Here is an 18575-nt window from a genome sequence, read left to right as displayed (position 1 = left end):
AAGGGGAGGGTTGGCGAGCCGTTCGACATTGGCGGCGGGACATGTGGCGACTGTTCGCCTTGCTGGTGATCTCGACTCTGTACTTGAGCGCGCCTGCATCGTCTGCGCCGTATCAGCTGGCGCCCTACAAGGACGAGCTCTTTGCCTATCCGCGCATTCTCGATTCGCAGTTCGATGGCGACTATCTCGAGGTCGAGTATGACCGGCCGCGCGATCTCGACGCGCGGGACGCGGTGCGGGGCGAAAGGGTCAAGCAGGACTATGTCTCGCTCGACACCGACGCCGTCACCGCCGACCGCACGGTGAAGTTTGGCCGCAAGACGATCAGCTACTACGCGGTCGGAAAGGTCGATGGCGGCGCAAAGGCCATCGTCGTCTTTGTCCACGGGCTCGGGAGCGGCCGGGACACCGGCGTCGACGACTGGATCCACGGCGGCAATTTCAACCGCATCAAGAACCTGATGATGCGGAATGACGGCGTCTACCTGTCCCCGAGCTTCTCGAATTTCCGCACCGGCGGCGCAGAAGAGATGCGCGACCTCATCAACTTCGGCTCCGTGATGTCGCCGGGTGCGCCCGTCTTCCTCGCCTGCGGCTCGATGGGAGCCTCGCTCTGCTGGCGGCTGATCCGCGACGACTCGGTGCGGCCGCTGCTTGGCGGGGTGCTGCTGCTCGATCCGGTGATGGACGGCGACGACATCCGCTTCGCCGCCGCGCTTCCGCCTGCCGAGCGGATTCCGATCCTGATCACCGGCAGCCGCGAGGATACGCGAGTCGGCTGGAAAGGGCAGCGCGACCTCTTCATCGCGCTGAAGAAGGCCGTGCCGGACTACCCGATCCGTTATGTGCTTTTCAGCGCCGGCACCCACGGGTTGTCCTGGCGAATGGTCGACTGGCGCACCACGCTCAACTGGATGCTCGAGACAAAAGGCGGGTGAGGCGGTTCGCCCCTTGACCGGGGCCGGGTCGCTGCACCATGGTCCGCGCAATTTTTCAGCAGGCAAGAACGACAGGGGGATTTGTTATGGACCGTCTCAAGGGAAAGCGGGCGTTTCTCACCGCGTCGGGCGCCGGCATCGGCCGGGCGACCGCGCTGCTCTTCGCCGCCGAGGGCGCCGAAGTGATCGCCACCGACATCAACCTCGATCTGATGGCCGATCTCGGCGATCACGGCATTGCCCGCACGGCCAAGCTCGATGTCCGGGACACCGCTGCCGTCGACGCGCTGGCCGCCGATATCGGGCCGATCGACGTCCTCTACAATTGCGCGGGTTTCGTTCACCATGGCACGGTGCTGACCACCTCGGACGAAGACTGGGATTTCTCCTTCGACATCAACGCCAAGGCGATGCACCGCACCATCCGCGCCTTCCTGCCCGGCATGCTGGAGCGCGGCAAGGGCTCGATCGTCAACATTTCCTCCGGCGCCTCCTCGGTGCGCGGCATCCCGAACCGCTACGTCTACGGCGCCTCGAAGGCGGCCGTGATCGGCCTGACAAAGTCGGTCGCCGCCGACTTCATCCGCCAGGGCATCCGCGCCAATGCGATCTGCCCCGGCACGATCCAGTCGCCGTCGCTCGACGGACGGATCGAGACGCTGGCGAAGGAAACCGGCAAGCCGGTCGAGGAAATCCGTCAGGCTTTCATCGACCGCCAGCCGATGGGCCGCCTCGGCACCGCCGAGGAGATCGCCGGGCTGGCGCTCTACCTCGCCAGCGACGAGTCGAGCTACTCCACCGGCCAGGTCTTCCTCTCCGACGGCGGCTTCGCGCTCTAGCGCTGCGCTCGGGAGGCGGGCCAGCCCGCCTCCGATCACGGAAACAAATCGTCGTCCAGCCGCTGCGGATTGTAGCTGCGCGGCTCGTTCTTGCGGATGACGCGGATCACCGGATAGACGAAGAAGACGCCTGCCAGGGTCAGGAACAGCGCCTCGCCCTCGCCGGTGACGAAGACGAGAACCAGCGGCAGCACGACGAAGAAGGCGCCGGCGAGAACCGCGGCGAAGACGCCGAAGCGGTAGCGGCCATCGGTATTGCCGGCAAGGAAGCGGATGCGCCCGCGGTCTTCCTGCCCGAGACGGGCGTGAAGGTCCTCGACGAAGACGATGTAGGGACCGACGCGTTCGTCGTCCGGCGTCCCCCAGCTGTTGAGGCTGTTGACGGTCAGCAGGACGCCGTTGCGGAATTTTATCGCGCACGCGCCGAAGTCGCCGGATCGGGGGATATGGCCGGTCTGGAGGCGAATCTCGACAATCTCCGTGTAGGCAAGGTTGCGGCGGATGCCGTCGGCCGTCCATTCGAGACCGGATGCGGTGAGGGTGACGCCCTCGTCGCGCAGGCGCCAGGCGAAGCGCGCGGCGCCTTCGCGCAGATGAAGCGCATGGTGTTCCGGCGGCAGCGGCGCGTCGGCCGGCGTTCCTGAAACGGCGGATATTTGCCCTTTTGGATTCACCTGGCTGAAACCATCGGTGCGATAGTGGTGGCGGAGATTACTCCTCCATCACACCGGTAGCCATGACCCCGATCACATCCGCGCTCAGCGTCCAGGGCCTGACCAAATGCTACGATCGTCCGGCGGTCGACGAACTCGACCTGACGATCCATGGCGGCGAATTCTATTCGCTGCTCGGGCCGAACGGCGCCGGCAAGACGACGACCCTGCGCATGGTGGCGGGGCTCCTGAAGCCGGACGCCGGGGCGATCTCGATCTTCGGCGTCGATGCGCTGGCCGACCCGGTTGCAGCGAAGCGGATGACCGCTTGGGTCTCCGACGAGCCGATGATCTACGACAAGCTGACGCCGATCGAGTATCTCGAATTCGTCGCCGGGCTATGGGGAATCGAGACATCGACGGCGGAAGCCCGAGCGCTGGAGCTTTGCTCGTGGCTCGGGCTCGGGCCGCATGCACAGGATCGCTGCGAGGGATTTTCCAAGGGCATGCGCCAGAAGGTCGCCCTTGCCGGGGCGCTGGTGCATGAGCCGCGGCTGATCATCCTGGACGAGCCGCTGACCGGCCTCGACGCGCGGTCGGCGCGGCTGGTGAAGGACGTGCTGGCCGAGCGGGTGCGGAACGGCGCGACCGTGATCATGACCACCCATATCCTCGAAGTGGCCGAGCGGATGGCCGAGCGGATCGGCGTCATTGCCCACGGCCGGCTGATCGCCGAGGGGACGCTGGCCGAGTTGCGGCTCAAGGCGGGTCGCGGCGAATCCAGCCTCGAGGACATCTTCCTCGACATCACCGAAGAGACGAGCGCGGCGGCATGAGCCAGCCCGGCACGGTTCTCTGGTTCGCCCACCACGAGGTGCGGCTGGCCTGGCGCGACTTCATCTCGATGATCACCGCCGGCCGGCGCCGCCGGACCTTCGGCATCGTCATCGGCTTCCTGATCTTCGCCGGGCTGATGCATGGGTTGGCGAATTACGTGGTCGGCAGCCTGGCCAATGTCGGCATCGACCCCGAGCGCGACGTGCTGGTCTACGCCACGGCGATCGGCATCCTGGCGTCGTCGCTGATGATCTCGCAGGCGCTGGAGGCAGTGACCCGTGCCTTCTATGCCCGCGCCGACCTCGACCTGATCCTCACCTCGCCCGCCGTCGCGCCGAAGGTCTTCTCGATCCGCATCATGGCGATCGCCTTCACCACCTTTGCGATGGCGGTGCTGCTGGCCGGCCCCTTCATCAACATCCTGGTGATCAAGGGCGGGGCGCGATGGCTGACCGCCTATGGCATGGCCGGCGTCGCCGCCTGCTTCGCCACCGCCTTCGCCGTCGGCATCAGCATCCTGCTCTTCCATGTCATCGGGCCGCGCCGGGCGCGCTTCGTGGCGCAGGTGGTCGCGGCGATCGTCGGCGCCACCTTCGTCATCGGCCTGCAGGCCGCGGCGATCCTGACCAACGGCACGATCTCGCGCTTTGCCATCCTGCAGTCGGAAAAATTCGCCGAGTTGCTGCCGCCGGTCGAAAGCATCGTCTGGCTGCCGGCGCGGGCGCTGACCGGCGATGTCGACGCCCTGATCCCCATGCTCGCCCTCGCGGCGCTCGTGCTGGCCGGGGCGATCGCGCTCTTCGCCACCCGCTTCGCCGATTATGCGATCGCCACCGCGGGGGTGACGGAACTGCGGATGCGGGCCCAGGCGAAACAGCGCAAGTTCCGCGCGCTGTCGGCAATGCAGGTGCTGCGCCGCAAGGAATGGACCCTGCTCCTGCGCGATCCATGGCTGATCTCCCAGACACTGATGCAGCTCCTCTACCTGCTGCCGCCGGCGCTGCTGCTGTGGCGCAAGTTCGGCGAGGACGGCGACACGATCATCGTCATCGTGCCGGTACTCGTGGTGGCGGCCGGTCAACTTGCCGGCGGGCTCGCATGGCTCGCGGTATCCGGCGAGGACGCGCCCGACCTGATCGCCACCGCGCCGGTGCCGACGCGCATGATCATCCGCGCCAAGGTCGAGGCGGTGCTCGGCGCGATCGCCGTCGTCTCGTCGCCGCTGGTCATCCTGCTTGCCCTGTCGGCGCCCTGGGCGGCGCTGGTGACGGCCGTCGCCATCGCCATCGCGGCGACCGCGTCGACGACGATCCAGCTCCTGTTCAAGGGACAGGCGAAGCGCAGTCATTTCCGCCGTCGCCAGACCTCGTCGCGGGTCGCGACATTCGCCGAGGCGCTGTCGTCGATGGCCTGGGCGGCGACCGCCGGCCTGGCCGCCGCCGGGACCTGGTTCGCGATCGGCAGCGGCATCGCGGCGCTGTTCGTCCTGCTCGTGGCGTGGATGATCCATCCGCGCCCGGCGAAGGCGCAACTGATCGCCCGGCCGGCGTAACGCTTCAGTTCCTACCTGGTCTGTTCCAGCAGCTTGCCGGGATTCATCAGGCCGTGGGGATCGGCGAGCGCCTTGAAGCGGGCCTGGGGCGCGTCGGTGCGCTTCCAGCCGGCATTGTCGAGGACGTAGGTATGCGGGTTCGATACCGCGCCGCCCATCGTCTCGACCTCGGCCACGATTTCTCCAAGTCGCTCGGGCGAGCGGAAGCGGAGGAGGGGCAGGCTGGAGACGAAGACGCGGCCGAAGCGTCGCTGGAATTCGAGGTGGAGCAGCAGTTCGTCGCCAAAGCGCTTCTCCATCGCCTCGACAAGCGCCAGTTCGCCGCCTTCGGGAAAGCGGACCTGCAGGTAGGTGATGGCCGATTCGACCTTCAGGGCATGCAGGGTCGTGTGGTTCCAGGTGTATTCGTAGAGCGGGGGCATGGTCCCCTTGCCGTCGAAGGCGGCGCCCTCGGCTTCCTCCGGATCCCTTTCGTAGACGACGCTGCCGCCGTGATCGGCGGCGCAGTCGGCAAGTGCGGCGGCTTGCGGCTCCGAGACCATGACGATCGCCATCGCCTGACCGCCCGGCATCAGCGGCGCGACGCGCTTCAGCATCGGCGGGATGCGGCGATCGAAGATGCCGATCTCTTTCTTGGCGATCCCCTCGGCGGCCGCCAGGGCCCAGCCGAAGCGGGCGGCGTCGCCCAGTGTCGGGAAGGCGAGAATCCGCTCCGCCCAGGGCTGCCACGGCGCCAGCGGCACCTCGATCTCGGTGATGATGCCGTTGACGCCATAGGCGTGGAGAACCTTCAGCACGTCGCTGCCGCGTAGCTCGAGGACGCGCGGCGTCTCCTCGAGGGTGACGACCTGCACGGCGAGGACGGCGCCGGGATCGGATATCTGGCCCCAGGTGCAGGAGCCGCACCCGGCGGCGCCACCGGCGATAAAGCCGCCGATCGTCGCCTGCTTGCGGGTCGAGGGGTGAAAGCGGAGTTCCCAGCGGCCGGATGCCTCCGGCTGGTCGCGGAGCGCCCGGTCGATTTCGAGGAGGCGGGCGCCGGCCTCGAACCGCCCGACGCCGGGCCTTGCCCAGACGACGCGATCGAGGCCGGAGAGATCGAGAAGCAGGCCGCCTTCGAGCGGTACGGCCTGGCCGTAGTTGCCGGTACCGCCGCCACGGACGGTAACCGGAACGCGATGGCGGGCTGCCGCCGCGGCGATGCGGATCACCTCGTCGCGGGTCCGCGGCATGGCGACGAGCGCCGCCTCGCGGCCTTCAAGCAGCGGCTTGAGGATGGGCGAAAACCAGAAGAAGTCGCGGCTCTTGAGGCGCAGGGTCGCCGGATCCTCGGCCATGGCGATGCCGCTGAGCGCCTCGCGCAGGCCGTTGATGGGGCTGGCGGTCAGGGCTTCCATAGGCGATCGAGACTGAAGGCGTGGACATCGCGACAGAGGTCAACGAAGGCGCGGGCCTGATGGTCGACCACGGCCTTGCCGCGTTCGGCGGTGGCCGCGGCGGCATTGCCGACGGTGCCGTCGGGGCCGAGATCCTGCGCCTTCCAGCCGAACTGGACGGGGCCGTGGGCGCGCAGGTGCGTGAACTCGTCGATGAAATCGAGTTGCGCCGAGCGGAAGTCGATGGCGTTTTCCATCCGCACCAGATCGGGGCGCAGGTGCAGCATGATCGAGGTTTCGATGTCGCCGCCATGGATGCCGTAGAGCGCCTCCTCGGCGGCGAGAGCGCCTTCGGGGTGGCCGAAGCGCGACCAGGCGGTGCCGACGGCGAGCATGTCGTGGCGGACGCGCAATTCGCGGCAGACGATGTCAATCATCGGCACGTTGCCGCCGTGGGAATTGATGATGATCAGCTTGCCGACGCCGGCGCGCCGGACGCTGTCGCCAAGGTCGAGCCAGAATTTCGTCGCGGTGTCCCAGGTCGTGGTCAGGGTACCTGGCGAGGAGATGTGCTCGTTCGACTTGCCGACCGCCTGGACGGGCAGGAAGGTCACCGGCAGGTCGTTCGGCAGCAACTCGGTCGCGCGGGCGATCATGCCCTCGGCAATCGCGGTGTCGGTGGCGACCGGCAGATGTGGCCCGTGCTGTTCGATCGCGGCAACCGGAAGGACGGCGATCCAGCTCGCCGTGTCGCCCTCCGCGAAGTCACGCGTGGTCATGTCCTGCCAATACCGGGTGGGTTTCATGCGTCTCCGGGCCTGCTTGAATGATGTGGATGGCAGAAAGAGACGTTAAGCCGAGAGAGGGCCCCCTACAACACGATCTTCGCCCATTGCCCGGCTCGTTCGGGAAAAAGGTCGTCAGGCGGCGTCGGTCTGCATGACGCGCGAGGGAGCCTGAAGCAACGCCATCGCGTCGCGGGCCGCCATCGGCCGGCCGGTGAGGAAGCCCTGCACCTCGGTGCAGCCTTCGGCCTTGACCCGCGATAGCTGCGCCTGGGTCTCGACGCCTTCCGCGGTGGTGGCGATGCCCATGCTGGCGCTCAGCCCGGTCACCGCCTTGATGATCGCCAGCGACTTCTCGTCTTCGCAGATGCCCTTGATGAATTCGCGATCGATCTTGATCTTGTCGAAGCGGAATTTCTGCAGGTAGCCCAGGCTGGAATAGCCGGTGCCGAAATCGTCCATCGAGATGCGGACACCGAGGATGTGGAGCTGGTTGAGAAGCGCCAGCGTCGACTCGGTCTCCATGAGCAGGACGCTCTCGGTGATTTCGAGTTCGAGGCGATGGGCCGGGAGACCCGAGTCCGACAGCGCTGAGACGACGGCCCGAAGGACGTGCGCGGACCGGAACTGCACCGGCGACAGGTTGACCGCAACCGTCACGGTGGAGGGCCATTTCGCCGCCTCGGCGCACGCCTTGGCCAAGACCCACTCGCCGATCGGCAGGATCAAACCGGTTTCTTCTGCGAGCGGAATGAATTCCGCCGGCGAGACGAGACCTCGATCCGGATGGCGCCAGCGCAGAAGCGCCTCGAATCCGGTGACGCTCCCGGTGCCAAGGTTGAATTGCGGCTGGTAGTAAAGCTCGAACTCGTGCTGTTCGGTGGCGCGGCGGAGGTCGACCTCAAGCGCCCGGCGCGCCTGCATCCGCGCATCCATTTCCGATTCGAAGAAGCGGAAGAGGCCGCGTCCATCGCCCTTGGCGCGATAGAGCGCCATGTCGCCGTTCTTCAGCAGCTTGTCTGCGGTGTCGCCATCGTCGGGGGCAACGGCGATGCCGATGCTGACGCCGGTGACGACCTGATGTCCATCGAGCTTGTAGGGAGCTGAGAGGTCCTCAATGATCTGTTGGGCCAGCTTTCGCGCCGCCTTGGGCTGATCGGCCCCGATCTGGAGAAGCGCGAATTCGTCGCCGCCAAGCCGTGCGACGGTCAGGTCATCGCCGTCGAGGGCCGAAAGCCGCCTTGCCGCCGCCTGCAGCAGCTTGTCGCCGACGGGATGTCCGAGCGTATCGTTCACCGCCTTGAAGTGATCGAGATCCAGGCAAAGAACGGCGACGCCCTTGCCAGCGCCGTCGCGGGCCAGCGCCTGTTCGATCCGCTCCCGGAAAAGAACGCGATTGGGCAGATCGGTCAGGTAGTCGTGATGCGCCATGTGGGCGATCTGCGCCTGCGCCTTCTGGCGGTCGGTGACGTCTTCATGGGTCGTGACCCAGCCGCCGTCCTTCATCGGTTGAAAGACAAGGCTGAAGATGCGGCCATCGCGGAAGCGCAGAATGTCGCTGGCCGGCTCACGCTGGTCGACCATCTTCCGGACGAAACGATCATAGGCTGCTGCATCCGGTCCGCCGAATTCGCCAGCGCTGGTCCTCTGCGCGAGGATCGCTTCCAGCGGCGTGCCCGGCGCGGTGAGGCGGCGCGGCATCCTGTACATTTCCGCATAGCGGCCGTTGGCGACGATGAGCCGTTGCTCGGCGTCGAACATGACGAGGCCGATCGGCATGTTGTTGACCGCCGCGTTGAGGCGCTGCCGCTCGATCTCCGCCTCCTCGCCGAGACGCAGGATTTCCTGCTGCGCCTCAAATCGCTCGGTGACGTCCTCATGGGTCGAGACCCAGCCGCCGCCGTTCAACGGCTTGATCAGGATGCTGTGGGTCCGTCCGCTCGCGGTCGGCTTGATTCCACGCCAATCGGAGGAGAGATGGGCGATACGCAGCGCTTCGGCCGTCCATTCGTCCGGATCGGACTCCCCGTTGTTGCCGGCCTCGACATGAAGGGCGAGCACCTCATGGACAGTCATTCCCGGCACCAGCCGATCTGCCGCCAGCCGGTACATCTCCGCATAGTGGCTGTTCGCCGCAATCAGCCGCTTGTCGCCATCGAACAAGCAGACGCCGATCGGCATGTTGCTCATCGCGGTGTCGAGGCGCCGCCGCTCGCGTTCCGCCTCGTCGGCGAGGCGGTTGATCTCCCGGTCCGCCAGATGGCGCTCGGTCACATCCTCGTGGGTGGCGATCCATCCGCCGCCAACCATCGGTTCATGGATGATGCTGACGAAACGGCCGTTTTTGAGCTCGGTGAGGTCGCGCGTGGACTCGCCACGCTCAACGACACCGAAGAGCTCCTGAACCCATTCCTCTGCACCGTCGGCGGGAAAGCTCCCGTCACGGATGCGAAAGTCCATCAAATCGCGGAACGGGGTGCCTGGCTTCAGAAGGTGATCCGGGAGCCCGTAGAGTTCGGCGTATCGCCTGTTGGTCGTGATCAGGCGCTTCTCGCCGTCAAACATGGTCAGGCCGATCGGCATGTTGGACAGGGCCGCTTCGAGCCGCTGTCGCTCGACCTCGGCTTCCTCGCCAAGGCGCGCGATCTCCAGTTGCGCACCGTATCGCTCGGTCACATCCTCGTGGATCGTCACCCAGCCACCCTCGGGGGTCGGCTGATGAACGATGCGCATCGTGCTTCCGTTCCGGAAGGTCAGGACATCGCGCAACGCTTCGTGGCGATCAACGACATCCATAAGGTCCGCGATCCACGTCGTCGGATCACCGCCGGGGTAGCGGCCCGTCGTGATCCGATGCTCCAGGATATCCCGAAACGGGGTCCCCGGCCTGACGAGATGGTCGGGCAAATCGTAGAGGCGGCGAAAACTCGGGTTGGCGGTGATGAGACGCTTGTCAGCGTCGAACATGGTCAGGCCGATCGGCATGTTGGTCAGCGCCGCCTCGAGGCGACGGCGCTCGGTTTCGGCCTCTTCGCCGAGGCGGGCGATTTCCCGCTCGGCCTGGTGCCGCTCGCTGACATCCTCATGGGTCGCGACCCAGCCGCCGCCCTCAAGCGGCTGATGAAGGAGGTTGTAGGCGCGATTGCCCGGGAGGTGGATCGTCTCGGTCGAGACGTGGTTCTGGTACGAAGCGCGGTCGAGCCGTTCGAAAAACGCCTCGGCCTGCTCGGCGTCGTAGTTCTCGATCCGGATCCAGAAGCGGATGATTTCGTGCCAATGCGTTCCCGGCCGGATCAGCGAATCCGGCAGGCCGTACATCTCCGCATAGCGCCGGTTGCAGATCACCAGACGATGGTCGGCGTCAAAGAGGCAGAGGCCGATCGGCATGCTCTTGACCGCCAGAGCGAACCGACGGCGCTCGCGATCAGCTTCGAAGTGGGGTCGGCCACCATTGTCCGCGGCGAGCCGGCGAAGCGCGGCGCCAAACCGCTCGATCGGTCGGCCAAGCCCGTGGGCGAGCCATCGCGCACCGATCGATCCCAGCCGCGCCATGCCCGTTCGCGGCGGCTGGTCGCTGCCGACGAGGTGCGGATGGGTCTGTTCGGGCCTGATCACGAGCCTCCCCGGCGCGATGGACAAAGGGGGTATCCCCTTATGTATGACCTATCACCGGTAGAGAACGACGCTTAACGGCAGCTTAAAATGCCACGGGCTCCCCCCGGCAAAGGATCACGCACCGTACGCCGCATTTGATCGCGGTGAGCAAACAGTTAACCCCCAGGTCAGAGCGCCTCGAGGAAAGCCTTGGCAGCGGCACCGTGCTCGGAACGCAGGCGGGCGACGTCGACACCGGCCGGCTGGCCGTCCTCGACCTGCCACACCCCGCCGACCATCACCCGGTCGGCTGCATGGGCGCCGCACATCACCAGCGCGGCGATCGGGTCGCCCGCGCCGGAAAACCGAAGTTCATCAAGGGTATAGAAGCCGAGATCGGCCTGCTTCCCGGCAGCGATGACGCCGATGTCATCGCGACCGAGACAACGGGCCGAGCCCTCGCTTGCCCAGCGGAAGGTGTCGAGATGGCTGACCGAGGCGGCGTCATAGGTCAGCCGGTTGATCATCAGGGCGTGACGCAGGCTTTCCATCAGGTTCGAATTGTCATTGGAGGCCGATCCGTCGACCCCGAGCCCGACCGGGCTGCCGGCGGCTTCGAGTTCGCGGGTACGGCACTGGCCGGAGGCCAGGGTCATGTTGGACGTGGGGCAGTGACAGACGCCGACGTGATGACGGCCGAGCCGCCTGATCTCGTCGTCGTTGAAATGGATGCCGTGGGCGAGCCAGACGCGCTCGTTCATCCAGCCGCATTCCTCGAGATAGTCGACCGGACGACAGCCGAAATGCTCGAGGCAGTATTCGTTCTCGTCATTGGTTTCGGCGAGATGGGTATGGAGCCGGCAATCGAACCGCTCGGCGAGGCCGACGGAATCGACCATCAGGCGCTTGCTGACGGTGAAGGGCGCGCAGGGCGCCAGTGCGACCTGGAGCATCGCGCCGGCGTTGGGGTCGTGATAGCGCGACAGAACCCGCTCGCAGTCGGCCAGGATGGTGTCCTCGTCCTGGACGATGGTGTCGGGCGGCAGGCCGCCGTCCTTCTCCGACAGGTTCATCGAGCCGCGGGTCAGCGTCATGCGGATGCCGAGCTTGCCGGCTTCCTCGGCCTGGATGTCCATCGCGTCTTCGAGGCCGTCAGGATAGAGGTAGTGGTGGTCGGAAACGCAGGTGCAGCCTGACATCATCAGTTCGGTCAGCGACAGGCGGGTGGCGAGGCGGAAGGCCTCCGGCGTGACGTATTTGGCCCAGATCGGATAGAGCGCCTTCAGCCAGGGAAACAGTTCCTTGTTGATCGCCTCCGGGTGGGCGCGAGTCAGCGTCTGGAAGAAATGGTGATGGGTGTTGATCAGCCCGGGTATGACGACGTGGCGACCGGCGTCATAGGTCTGGTCGACCGGCTTGCCGGGGCTGGAGCCGCGCCCGACGAGTTCGGCGATCTTGCCGTCCTCGACGACAACGCCGCGCTCGGCGCCCACCGCGAGGATGGCCATCGGGTCCTTGATCCACAGGCGCATGCGGCCTCCCTCGACTAGCCGTGCGCGCCAGCGGCGCGGTCACGTTGGGTGGGTGTTCGACGTGTCATCGTGGATCGAGGGCTTAGCGCGTGGCCGGTCTCCGGCGCAACCGGGATCGTCACCGACCGGACGCCGTGGCCTGGCGGGACACCCCTATCCATCGGCCGCGCCGGCGGCCATGACCTCGACCTCGACAAGGAATTCCGGCCGGGTGAAGCCGCCGACGATCATCAGGGTCGAGGCCGGCGGCGGGTCGCTGGTATAGCGGTCGCGAACCGCCATGTAGCCGGCCATGTGCTCGCGGCCGGTGACGTAGGCGTTGATCCGGACGATATCGGCCATCGACAGCCGGGCCTCGGCGAGAATCGCGCGGATATTCTCGAAACAGCGCTCGGCCTGGCCCTCGACGGTCGGCGGGATGGCGTCGTCGGGCTCCATGCCTAGCTGACCGGAGCAGAACAGGAGCCGCGACCCTGCGGCGACCTCGATCGCGTGGCTGTAGCGGGCAAAAGGCGCGCGGATGGTCTGTGGCAGGATCGGCTTCAGCATCATCCCTATTCCAAATCCACCAACGCTACGATCGGTGGGCCGGCGCTGACAAGCGGAGCGACGGACGACATTTTCGCCAGCGCTGCCGCTTTCTTGTGCAGCGGCCTTGTCCTAGATTGTGGCTGCCGTGGCTGGACGCATGCAAGCCCTGACAGATCGAGGGTGTCGCAGGGCGAGCCAATGGCACGTGACTTGCGAGTTCTGGTCGACGCCGTCCAGGCCCCGCCCGGCGACCGTCGGCGGGCCCGAGATCAACGACGACAGCACCAAACACTCACGGCGCAGCCCAGAACGGTCGCGCCATCAACAGGGAAGCGGAGTATCAGCGACATGACGATCCTGAAGGCAGTGATCCCAAGCCTCCTGGCGGGCGCCGCGGCCGCCTTTGCGGGCCAAGCGATGGCACAGGACCTCGACGAGGTCTCCTTCGGCACCAACTGGCTGGCCGAGGGCGAGCATGGCGGTTTCTACCAGGCGGTCGCCGATGGCACCTACGAGAAATACGGGCTCAAGGTGACGATCGTCCAGGGCGGCCCGAGTGCGGCGAACCAGGCGCTGCTGATGGCCGACAAGATCGATTTCTACATGCAGGGCAACCTGATCGGTTCCTTCTCGGCGATCGAGCAGGACATTCCGGTCGTCGAGGTCGCGGCGATCTTCCAGAAGGATCCGCAGGTGCTGATCGCGCACCCCGACTCGGGCGTCAAATCCTTCGGCGATCTCGCCAAGCTGCCGACGATCTTCATGGGCAAGGATCTGTTTTCCACTGGTTTCCAGTGGATGAAGAAGGCCTTTCCCGGCTTCAAGGACGAACAGATCAAGCCCTATACCTTCAACCCGGCGCCGTTCCTGGCGGACAAGATGTCGGCGCAGCAGGGCTACATCACCTCCGAGCCCTATGCGATCGAGACCGAGGGCGGCTTCAAGCCCGAGCTATTCCTGATGGCCGATGCCGGCTTCGATACGCCCTCGACGATGATCGAGGCGAAGTCGGAATTCGTCGCCAACAACCCGGACCTCGTCCAGCGTTTCGTCGATGCCTCGATCATCGGCTGGTACACCTATCTCTACGGCGACAATTCGGCCGGTAACGCGCTGATCAAGGAGCACAATCCGGAGATGTCCGACGGCCAGCTGGCCTTCACGCTCGACAAGATGAAGTCCTACGGGCTGATCGATTCGGGCGCGGCCGAGGAAGGTGGCATCGGCTGCCTGTCGATGGACCAGGTGAAGAGCTTCTACGACAAGATGGTGGAAGCCGAGGTCGTCAAGGCCGATATCGACTACACGACGGTCGTCACCGACAGCTTTTCCTGCAAGAAGGTCGGCATGGACATGAAGAAATAGCGGCGAGAGCCTTCTCGACGCCGAACGACCCGCGCCGACGGCGCGGCAAGGGTGGTCGGTGGGGCACGCGCCCCGCCGACCGAAACACGAATGACCGACGCCGGCTTCCTGGCGTTAAACGGAGCTCATGTTGAACAACGCTGCGATCGCGACCGCCCCCGGCCCGCAAGGGTCGCCGCATGCCCCGCTGGTTTCCCTGCGCGGTGTGTCCAAGACCTTCTCCAACGGCACGGTGGCATTGAAGGACATGTCGCTCGACATCGGCGAGCGGGAATTCGTCAGTCTGCTCGGGCCGTCGGGCTGCGGCAAGTCGACGGCGTTGCGGATCATCGCCGGCCTCGGCGACACGACGTCCGGCACCATCGCCTGGCCGGGCGCCGGCGGCGACCCTTTCGGCAAGCACCAGCGCGAGATCGGCTTCGTCTTCCAGGAGCCGACGCTGATGCCCTGGGCGACCGTGTTCGGCAATGTCTGGCTGCCGCTGCGGCTCAAGGGCGTTTCGAAGGCCGCCGCCCGCGGCGACGTGATGGAAGCCCTGGCGATGGTCGGGCTCGAGAAATTCGCCGACTCCTATCCGCGCGAGCTCTCCGGCGGCATGAAGATGCGGGTGTCGATCGCCCGGGCGCTGATCACCCGGCCGAAACTCCTGCTGATGGACGAGCCGTTCGCCGCGCTCGACGAGATCACCCGCTTCAAGCTCAACAACGACCTCCTGCACCTGTGGGAGACCTTCGGCTGGACGGTGATCTTCGTCACCCATTCGGTCTTCGAGTCGGTCTATCTGTCGAGCCGCATCGTGGTGATGGCGGCGCGGCCGGGCCGGGTCTTCGACGAATTGTCGATCGACGCGCCCTATCCGCGCGAGGAGGAATTCCGGACGTCCGCCACCTATAACGACTATTGCCGCAAGACCTCCGACGCGCTGCATGCGGCGATGGAAGGCAGCGGACACCAATGACCGCGGTCGAGATGGAAAAGCGGAACGGCGAAATCGAGACACGGCCGGACGACGGCGACATGCCCGTCGACCTCGCCCGGCGCCCGCCCGGCGGGCTTGCCGGCCGCCTGCTGCGCTTCTCGGTTCCGGTGATCATGCTCTTCATCCTGGTGGTGTTCTGGCAGATCTACGTGACCGTCAACGAGGTGCCGCACTACATCCTGCCGAGCCCGGGAAGGGTGGCGCAGGCCTTTGTCGAGGACTGGCCGATCCTGCTCGGCGCGCTGTGGGTGACGCTGAAGATCACCTTCACGGCGCTCGCGATCGCGCTGGTCGGCGGTGTGGCGCTGGCGATCCTGATGGCGCAGTCGAAGTGGATCGAGCTGGCGCTCTACCCCTATGCCGTGATCCTCCAGGTGACGCCGATCGTCGCCATCGCGCCGCTGATCCTGATCTATGCGCCGACCACCCAGAGCGCGATCCTGATCTGCGCCTGGATCGTCGCCTTCTTCCCGATCCTGTCCAACACGACGCAGGGGCTGCGCTCCACCGACCATAACCTGCTCAATCTCTACGAGCTCTACGGCGCCAGCCGCTGGCAGACCCTCTACTACTTACAACTGCCGAGCGCTTTGCCCTACTTCCTCGCCGGCCTGAAGATCGCCGGCGGGCTGGCGCTGATTGCCGCGGTGGTCGCCGAGTTCGCGGCGGGAACCGCCGGCGCCGGCTCCGGGCTCGCCTTCCGCCTGCTGGAATCGCAGTACCGGCTGAACATCCCGCGGCTGTTCGCGGCGCTCGTCCTCCTGTCGCTGACCGGGGTGGTGATCTTCGCCTGCACCAGCATGGTCTCCCATCTCCTCCTCAGGAAATGGCACGAGAGCGCCATCCGGCGGGAGAATTGAGCCGATGAGCAAGGGCTTCGCGGTATTGCCGGCCGATGCTCCGCGCTATGTCCTGGCCAATGCGACGGTGCCCGGCGTCTTTCTCGACGACCTGCCGCGGCCGCCCGACTCCGACGGGCTGGTCCCCGCCGATATCGTGGTCAGCGACGGCGTCGTCGAGCGGGTGGCGCCGGCCGGCAGCGAGACCGCATTTCCCGGCATTGATCTCGACGGCGGCATGGTGTGGCCGACCTTCGTCGACATGCATACCCATATCGACAAGGGCCATATCTGGCCGCGCAAGCCCAATCCCGACGGCACCTTTGACGGGGCGCTGGAGGCGGTCGCCGCGGACCGGGAGGCCGAATGGACGGCCAGGGACGTGGCGCGGCGAATGGATTTCAGCCTGCGGGCGGCCTATGCGCACGGCACGTCGCTGCTCCGCACCCACCTCGATTCCTCGCCGCCACAGCACCTGATTTCCTGGCCGGTCTTTGCCGAGATGCGGGAGCGCTGGGCCGGGCGGATCGACCTGCAGGCGGTGTCGATCCTGCCGATCGACCTCTTTCTCGACGAAAGCTTTGCCGACGAAATCACCGGTGTCGTCGCCGAACATGGCGGCGTGCTCGGGGCGGTGACCTTCATGATGCCGGATCTCGACATCGCGCTCGACGGGATGATGCGGCGGGCGGCGGAGGCCGGGCTCGACCTCGACTTCCATGTCGACGAGACCGGCGACCCCTCGGCGCGTTCGCTCCGCGCCATCGCCGATGCGGCGATCCGCAACCGCTTTCCGGGCCGGATCGTCGCCGGCCATTGCTGCTCGCTGGCGGTGCAGCCGGCCGAGGAAGCCGACGCGACGATGGAGCGGGTCGCCGAGGCAGGGATCGCCGTCGTCTCGCTGCCGATGTGCAACATGTATCTGCAGGGCCGGGTCGCCGGGCGGACGCCGCGCTGGCGCGGGGTGACGCTGCTGCATGAATTGATGGCGCGCGATGTTTCCGTCGCCGTCGCCTCCGACAATACCCGCGACCCGTTCTACGCCTATGGCGACCTCGACATGCTGGAGACGTTTCGCGAGGCGGTGCGGATCATCCAGCTCGACCATCCGATCGGCGCCTGGGCGCGGCTCGCCAGCCGGGCGCCGGCCGGGATCATCGGCCGCGACGACCACGGCGCGATCGCCGCCGGCCGCGCCGCCGACCTGGTGCTCTTCCGCGCCCGGACATGGACCGAATTGCTGGCCCGGCCGCAGGCAGACCGGACGGTGCTGCGGGCCGGATCGGCGATCGACCGGACGCTGCCCGACTATCGCGAACTCGACGATCTGATGAGGCCCTCGGCATGACGGATATTTCTGCCCTGAAAGCGGCGCTCGGCGACATCAGGACCGAGGACAACCCGGCGATCGTCAAGCAGAAGAGCCGCGACTTCTTCTGGTATTCGCCAGTGCTGAAGCGGGAACTCGACGCGGTGACCGGCGACCTCATCGTCACGCCGAAGAGCGAGGCCGAGGTCATCCAGGTGCTCAAGGCCTGCTATGCGCAGGGCGTGCCGGTGACGCCACGCGGTTCCGGCACGGGGAACTACGGCCAGGCGATGCCGCTCTCCGGCGGGGTGGTGCTGAACCTCGCCGAGATGAACGCGATCAAGTCGATCGCGCCCGGCCGCGTCGTTACAGAACCCGGCGCGGTGCTTGCCCATATCGATCGCGAGACCCGCAAGACAGGGCAGGAATTGCGCCTGCATCCCTCGACCTACAACACCGCGTCGCTGGCCGGTTTCATCGCCGGCGGCTCGGGCGGCGTCGGCTCGATCAACTGGGGCGGCTTGCGCGATCTCGGCAATGTGCTCAGGCTGCGGATCGTGACGATGGAGGAGGAGCCGCGGGTTCTCGAACTCGGCGGCTGGGACCTTCACAAGGTGATGCACGCCTATGGCACCAACGGCATCATCACCGAGGTCGAGGTGCCGCTCGACGTCGCCTATGACTGGGTCGACGTGGTCGTCGGCTTCGACGACTACATGCGGGCGGTTCGCTTCGCCAACCTTCTGGCCAATTCCGACGGGCTGTTGTTCAAGGAGATCGCAACGGTCGCCGCTCCGGTGCCGCATGACTATTTCCTGCGTCACCAGAAATTCCTGAAGAAGACCGACTCGGTCGTCCTGTTGATGGTGGCGCCGCATGCCATCGACCCGTTCCTCGCGCTGGCGGCGCGCGAGAAGGCGGAGATCCGCTATCGCTCCGACACCGCCAGCGAGGCCGAGAAGAAGGGCCTGCCGCCGGTCTATGAACTGACCTGGAACCACACGACGTTGAGGGGACTGAGGGTCGACCCGTCGATCACCTATCTCCAGGTGCTCTATCCCTTCCCGGACCATGTCGAGAAGGTCGGCCGGATGACCGAGATCTTCGGCGACGAAGTTCCGGGTCACCTCGAGTTCATCCGCTTCGACGGCAATGTCGCCTGCACCGGATTGCCGATCGTTCGCTACACCAGTGACGAGCGACTCGACGAGATCATCGCCATCCACGAGGATAACGGCTGTCCGATCTTCAATCCCCACCGCTACACGCTGGAGGAGGGTGGCATGAAGCAGACCAACGAAGTCCAGCTCGCCTTCAAGCGGGAAGCGGATCCGAAGGGCCTGCTCAATCCGGGCAAGATGGTTGCCTGGGAAAATCCCGATTTCGACTGGGAATCGAACAAGGTCTTCCTGTTCCCCGGCCTCCGGGCTTCGTCCTGAGGCGGCC

15 protein-coding genes are annotated in these 18575 nt (G+C 66.2%); 9 read left to right on the top strand and 6 right to left on the bottom strand.

What is annotated here, in order from left to right:
* Positions 1-41 precede the first annotated feature (41 nt).
* Positions 42-938, top strand: coding sequence for an alpha/beta hydrolase family protein (locus BLT60_RS03405; protein WP_090874772.1), 897 nt, complete (start codon positions 42-44; stop codon positions 936-938).
* A gap of 86 nt (positions 939-1024) precedes the next feature.
* Positions 1025-1777, top strand: coding sequence for an SDR family oxidoreductase (locus tag BLT60_RS03400; RefSeq protein WP_090874771.1), 753 nt, complete (start codon positions 1025-1027; stop codon positions 1775-1777).
* Positions 1778-1812: 35 nt separating this feature from the next.
* Here the strand turns inward: BLT60_RS03400 and BLT60_RS03395 are convergent, their stop codons facing one another.
* Positions 1813-2451, bottom strand: a complete 639-nt coding sequence (locus tag BLT60_RS03395) for a hypothetical protein (protein WP_090874770.1) — start codon at positions 2449-2451, stop codon at positions 1813-1815.
* A 62-nt stretch (positions 2452-2513) separates the two neighbouring features.
* Between BLT60_RS03395 and BLT60_RS03390 the strand changes: the two genes are divergently transcribed.
* Complete coding sequence (locus tag BLT60_RS03390) at positions 2514-3266, top strand: ABC transporter ATP-binding protein (protein ID WP_090874769.1); 753 nt, start codon at positions 2514-2516, stop codon at positions 3264-3266.
* Positions 3263-4819 carry a permease gene (locus BLT60_RS03385; protein WP_090874768.1) on the top strand — a complete coding sequence of 519 codons (1557 nt, stop codon included), beginning with the start codon at positions 3263-3265 and terminating at the stop codon, positions 4817-4819. Before BLT60_RS03390 ends, BLT60_RS03385 begins: the two co-directional genes overlap by 4 nt.
* 11 nt (positions 4820-4830) lie before the next feature.
* Here BLT60_RS03385 and BLT60_RS03380 read toward each other — a convergent pair whose 3' ends face one another.
* From BLT60_RS03380 to BLT60_RS03360, 5 genes are all read right to left on the bottom strand, one after another.
* Positions 4831-6216, bottom strand: a complete 1386-nt coding sequence (locus BLT60_RS03380) for an FAD-binding oxidoreductase (protein ID WP_244521118.1) — start codon at positions 6214-6216, stop codon at positions 4831-4833.
* Positions 6204-7001: a creatininase family protein gene (locus BLT60_RS03375; RefSeq protein ID WP_090874767.1), complete on the bottom strand. Its 798-nt coding sequence runs from the start codon at positions 6999-7001 to the stop codon at positions 6204-6206. The genes BLT60_RS03380 and BLT60_RS03375 overlap by 13 nt, the downstream gene beginning before the upstream one ends.
* Before the next feature lie 114 nt (positions 7002-7115).
* Positions 7116-10595, bottom strand: coding sequence for a PAS-domain containing protein (locus tag BLT60_RS03370; RefSeq protein ID WP_090874766.1), 3480 nt, complete (start codon positions 10593-10595; stop codon positions 7116-7118).
* 167 nt (positions 10596-10762) lie between these two features.
* Complete coding sequence (locus BLT60_RS03365) at positions 10763-12106, bottom strand: 8-oxoguanine deaminase (protein WP_090874765.1); 1344 nt, start codon at positions 12104-12106, stop codon at positions 10763-10765.
* Between the two features lie 153 nt (positions 12107-12259).
* Positions 12260-12655, bottom strand: a complete 396-nt coding sequence (locus BLT60_RS03360) for a RidA family protein (RefSeq protein WP_090874952.1) — start codon at positions 12653-12655, stop codon at positions 12260-12262.
* Between the two features lie 330 nt (positions 12656-12985).
* On the opposite strand from BLT60_RS03360, the gene BLT60_RS03355 reads away from it, so the two are divergent.
* The 5 genes from BLT60_RS03355 (at position 12986) to BLT60_RS03335 (ending at position 18568) form a co-directional block, all read left to right on the top strand.
* The gene (locus tag BLT60_RS03355) at positions 12986-14002 is read left to right on the top strand and encodes an ABC transporter substrate-binding protein (protein WP_090874764.1); all 1017 of its coding nucleotides are present in this window, start codon (positions 12986-12988) and stop codon (positions 14000-14002) included.
* Positions 14003-14129: 127 nt separating this feature from the next.
* On the top strand, positions 14130-14960 hold the full coding sequence (locus tag BLT60_RS03350) for an ABC transporter ATP-binding protein (RefSeq protein WP_090874763.1): 831 nt from the start codon (positions 14130-14132) through the stop codon (positions 14958-14960).
* Positions 14961-15019: 59 nt separating this feature from the next.
* Positions 15020-15841, top strand: coding sequence for an ABC transporter permease (locus tag BLT60_RS03345; protein ID WP_090874951.1), 822 nt, complete (start codon positions 15020-15022; stop codon positions 15839-15841).
* A 4-nt stretch (positions 15842-15845) separates the two neighbouring features.
* Complete coding sequence (locus BLT60_RS03340; protein ID WP_090874762.1) at positions 15846-17168, top strand: cytosine deaminase; 1323 nt, start codon at positions 15846-15848, stop codon at positions 17166-17168.
* Positions 17165-18568, top strand: a complete 1404-nt coding sequence (locus BLT60_RS03335; RefSeq protein WP_090874761.1) for an FAD-binding oxidoreductase — start codon at positions 17165-17167, stop codon at positions 18566-18568. Before BLT60_RS03340 ends, BLT60_RS03335 begins: the two co-directional genes overlap by 4 nt.
* Positions 18569-18575: the final 7 nt, after the last annotated feature.

It is taken from the genome of Bauldia litoralis, from assembly GCF_900104485.1.
Classification (GTDB): Bacteria; Pseudomonadota; Alphaproteobacteria; order Rhizobiales; family Kaistiaceae; genus Bauldia; species Bauldia litoralis.
Note: the sequence above shows the minus strand (reverse complement) of the source record. Positions and strands in the feature narration are given on the sequence as shown.

Excerpts from the sequence above, each read along its gene's own strand:
- BLT60_RS03375 (WP_090874767.1), bottom strand. The coding sequence starts at position 7,001 with ATGAAACCCACCCGGTATTGGCAGGACATGACCACGCGTGACTTCGCG.
- BLT60_RS03380 (WP_244521118.1), bottom strand. The coding sequence starts at position 6,216 with ATGGAAGCCCTGACCGCCAGCCCCATCAACGGCCTGCGCGAGGCGCTC.
- BLT60_RS03340 (WP_090874762.1), top strand. The coding sequence starts at position 15,846 with ATGAGCAAGGGCTTCGCGGTATTGCCGGCCGATGCTCCGCGCTATGTC.
- BLT60_RS03345 (WP_090874951.1), top strand. The coding sequence starts at position 15,020 with ATGCCCGTCGACCTCGCCCGGCGCCCGCCCGGCGGGCTTGCCGGCCGC.
- BLT60_RS03360 (WP_090874952.1), bottom strand. The coding sequence starts at position 12,655 with ATGCTGAAGCCGATCCTGCCACAGACCATCCGCGCGCCTTTTGCCCGC.
- BLT60_RS03350 (WP_090874763.1), top strand. The coding sequence starts at position 14,130 with ATGTTGAACAACGCTGCGATCGCGACCGCCCCCGGCCCGCAAGGGTCG.
- BLT60_RS03385 (WP_090874768.1), top strand. The coding sequence starts at position 3,263 with ATGAGCCAGCCCGGCACGGTTCTCTGGTTCGCCCACCACGAGGTGCGG.
- BLT60_RS03400 (WP_090874771.1), top strand. The coding sequence starts at position 1,025 with ATGGACCGTCTCAAGGGAAAGCGGGCGTTTCTCACCGCGTCGGGCGCC.
- BLT60_RS03405 (WP_090874772.1), top strand. The coding sequence starts at position 42 with ATGTGGCGACTGTTCGCCTTGCTGGTGATCTCGACTCTGTACTTGAGC.
- BLT60_RS03390 (WP_090874769.1), top strand. The coding sequence starts at position 2,514 with ATGACCCCGATCACATCCGCGCTCAGCGTCCAGGGCCTGACCAAATGC.
- BLT60_RS03365 (WP_090874765.1), bottom strand. The coding sequence starts at position 12,106 with ATGCGCCTGTGGATCAAGGACCCGATGGCCATCCTCGCGGTGGGCGCC.
- BLT60_RS03355 (WP_090874764.1), top strand. The coding sequence starts at position 12,986 with ATGACGATCCTGAAGGCAGTGATCCCAAGCCTCCTGGCGGGCGCCGCG.
- BLT60_RS03335 (WP_090874761.1), top strand. The coding sequence starts at position 17,165 with ATGACGGATATTTCTGCCCTGAAAGCGGCGCTCGGCGACATCAGGACC.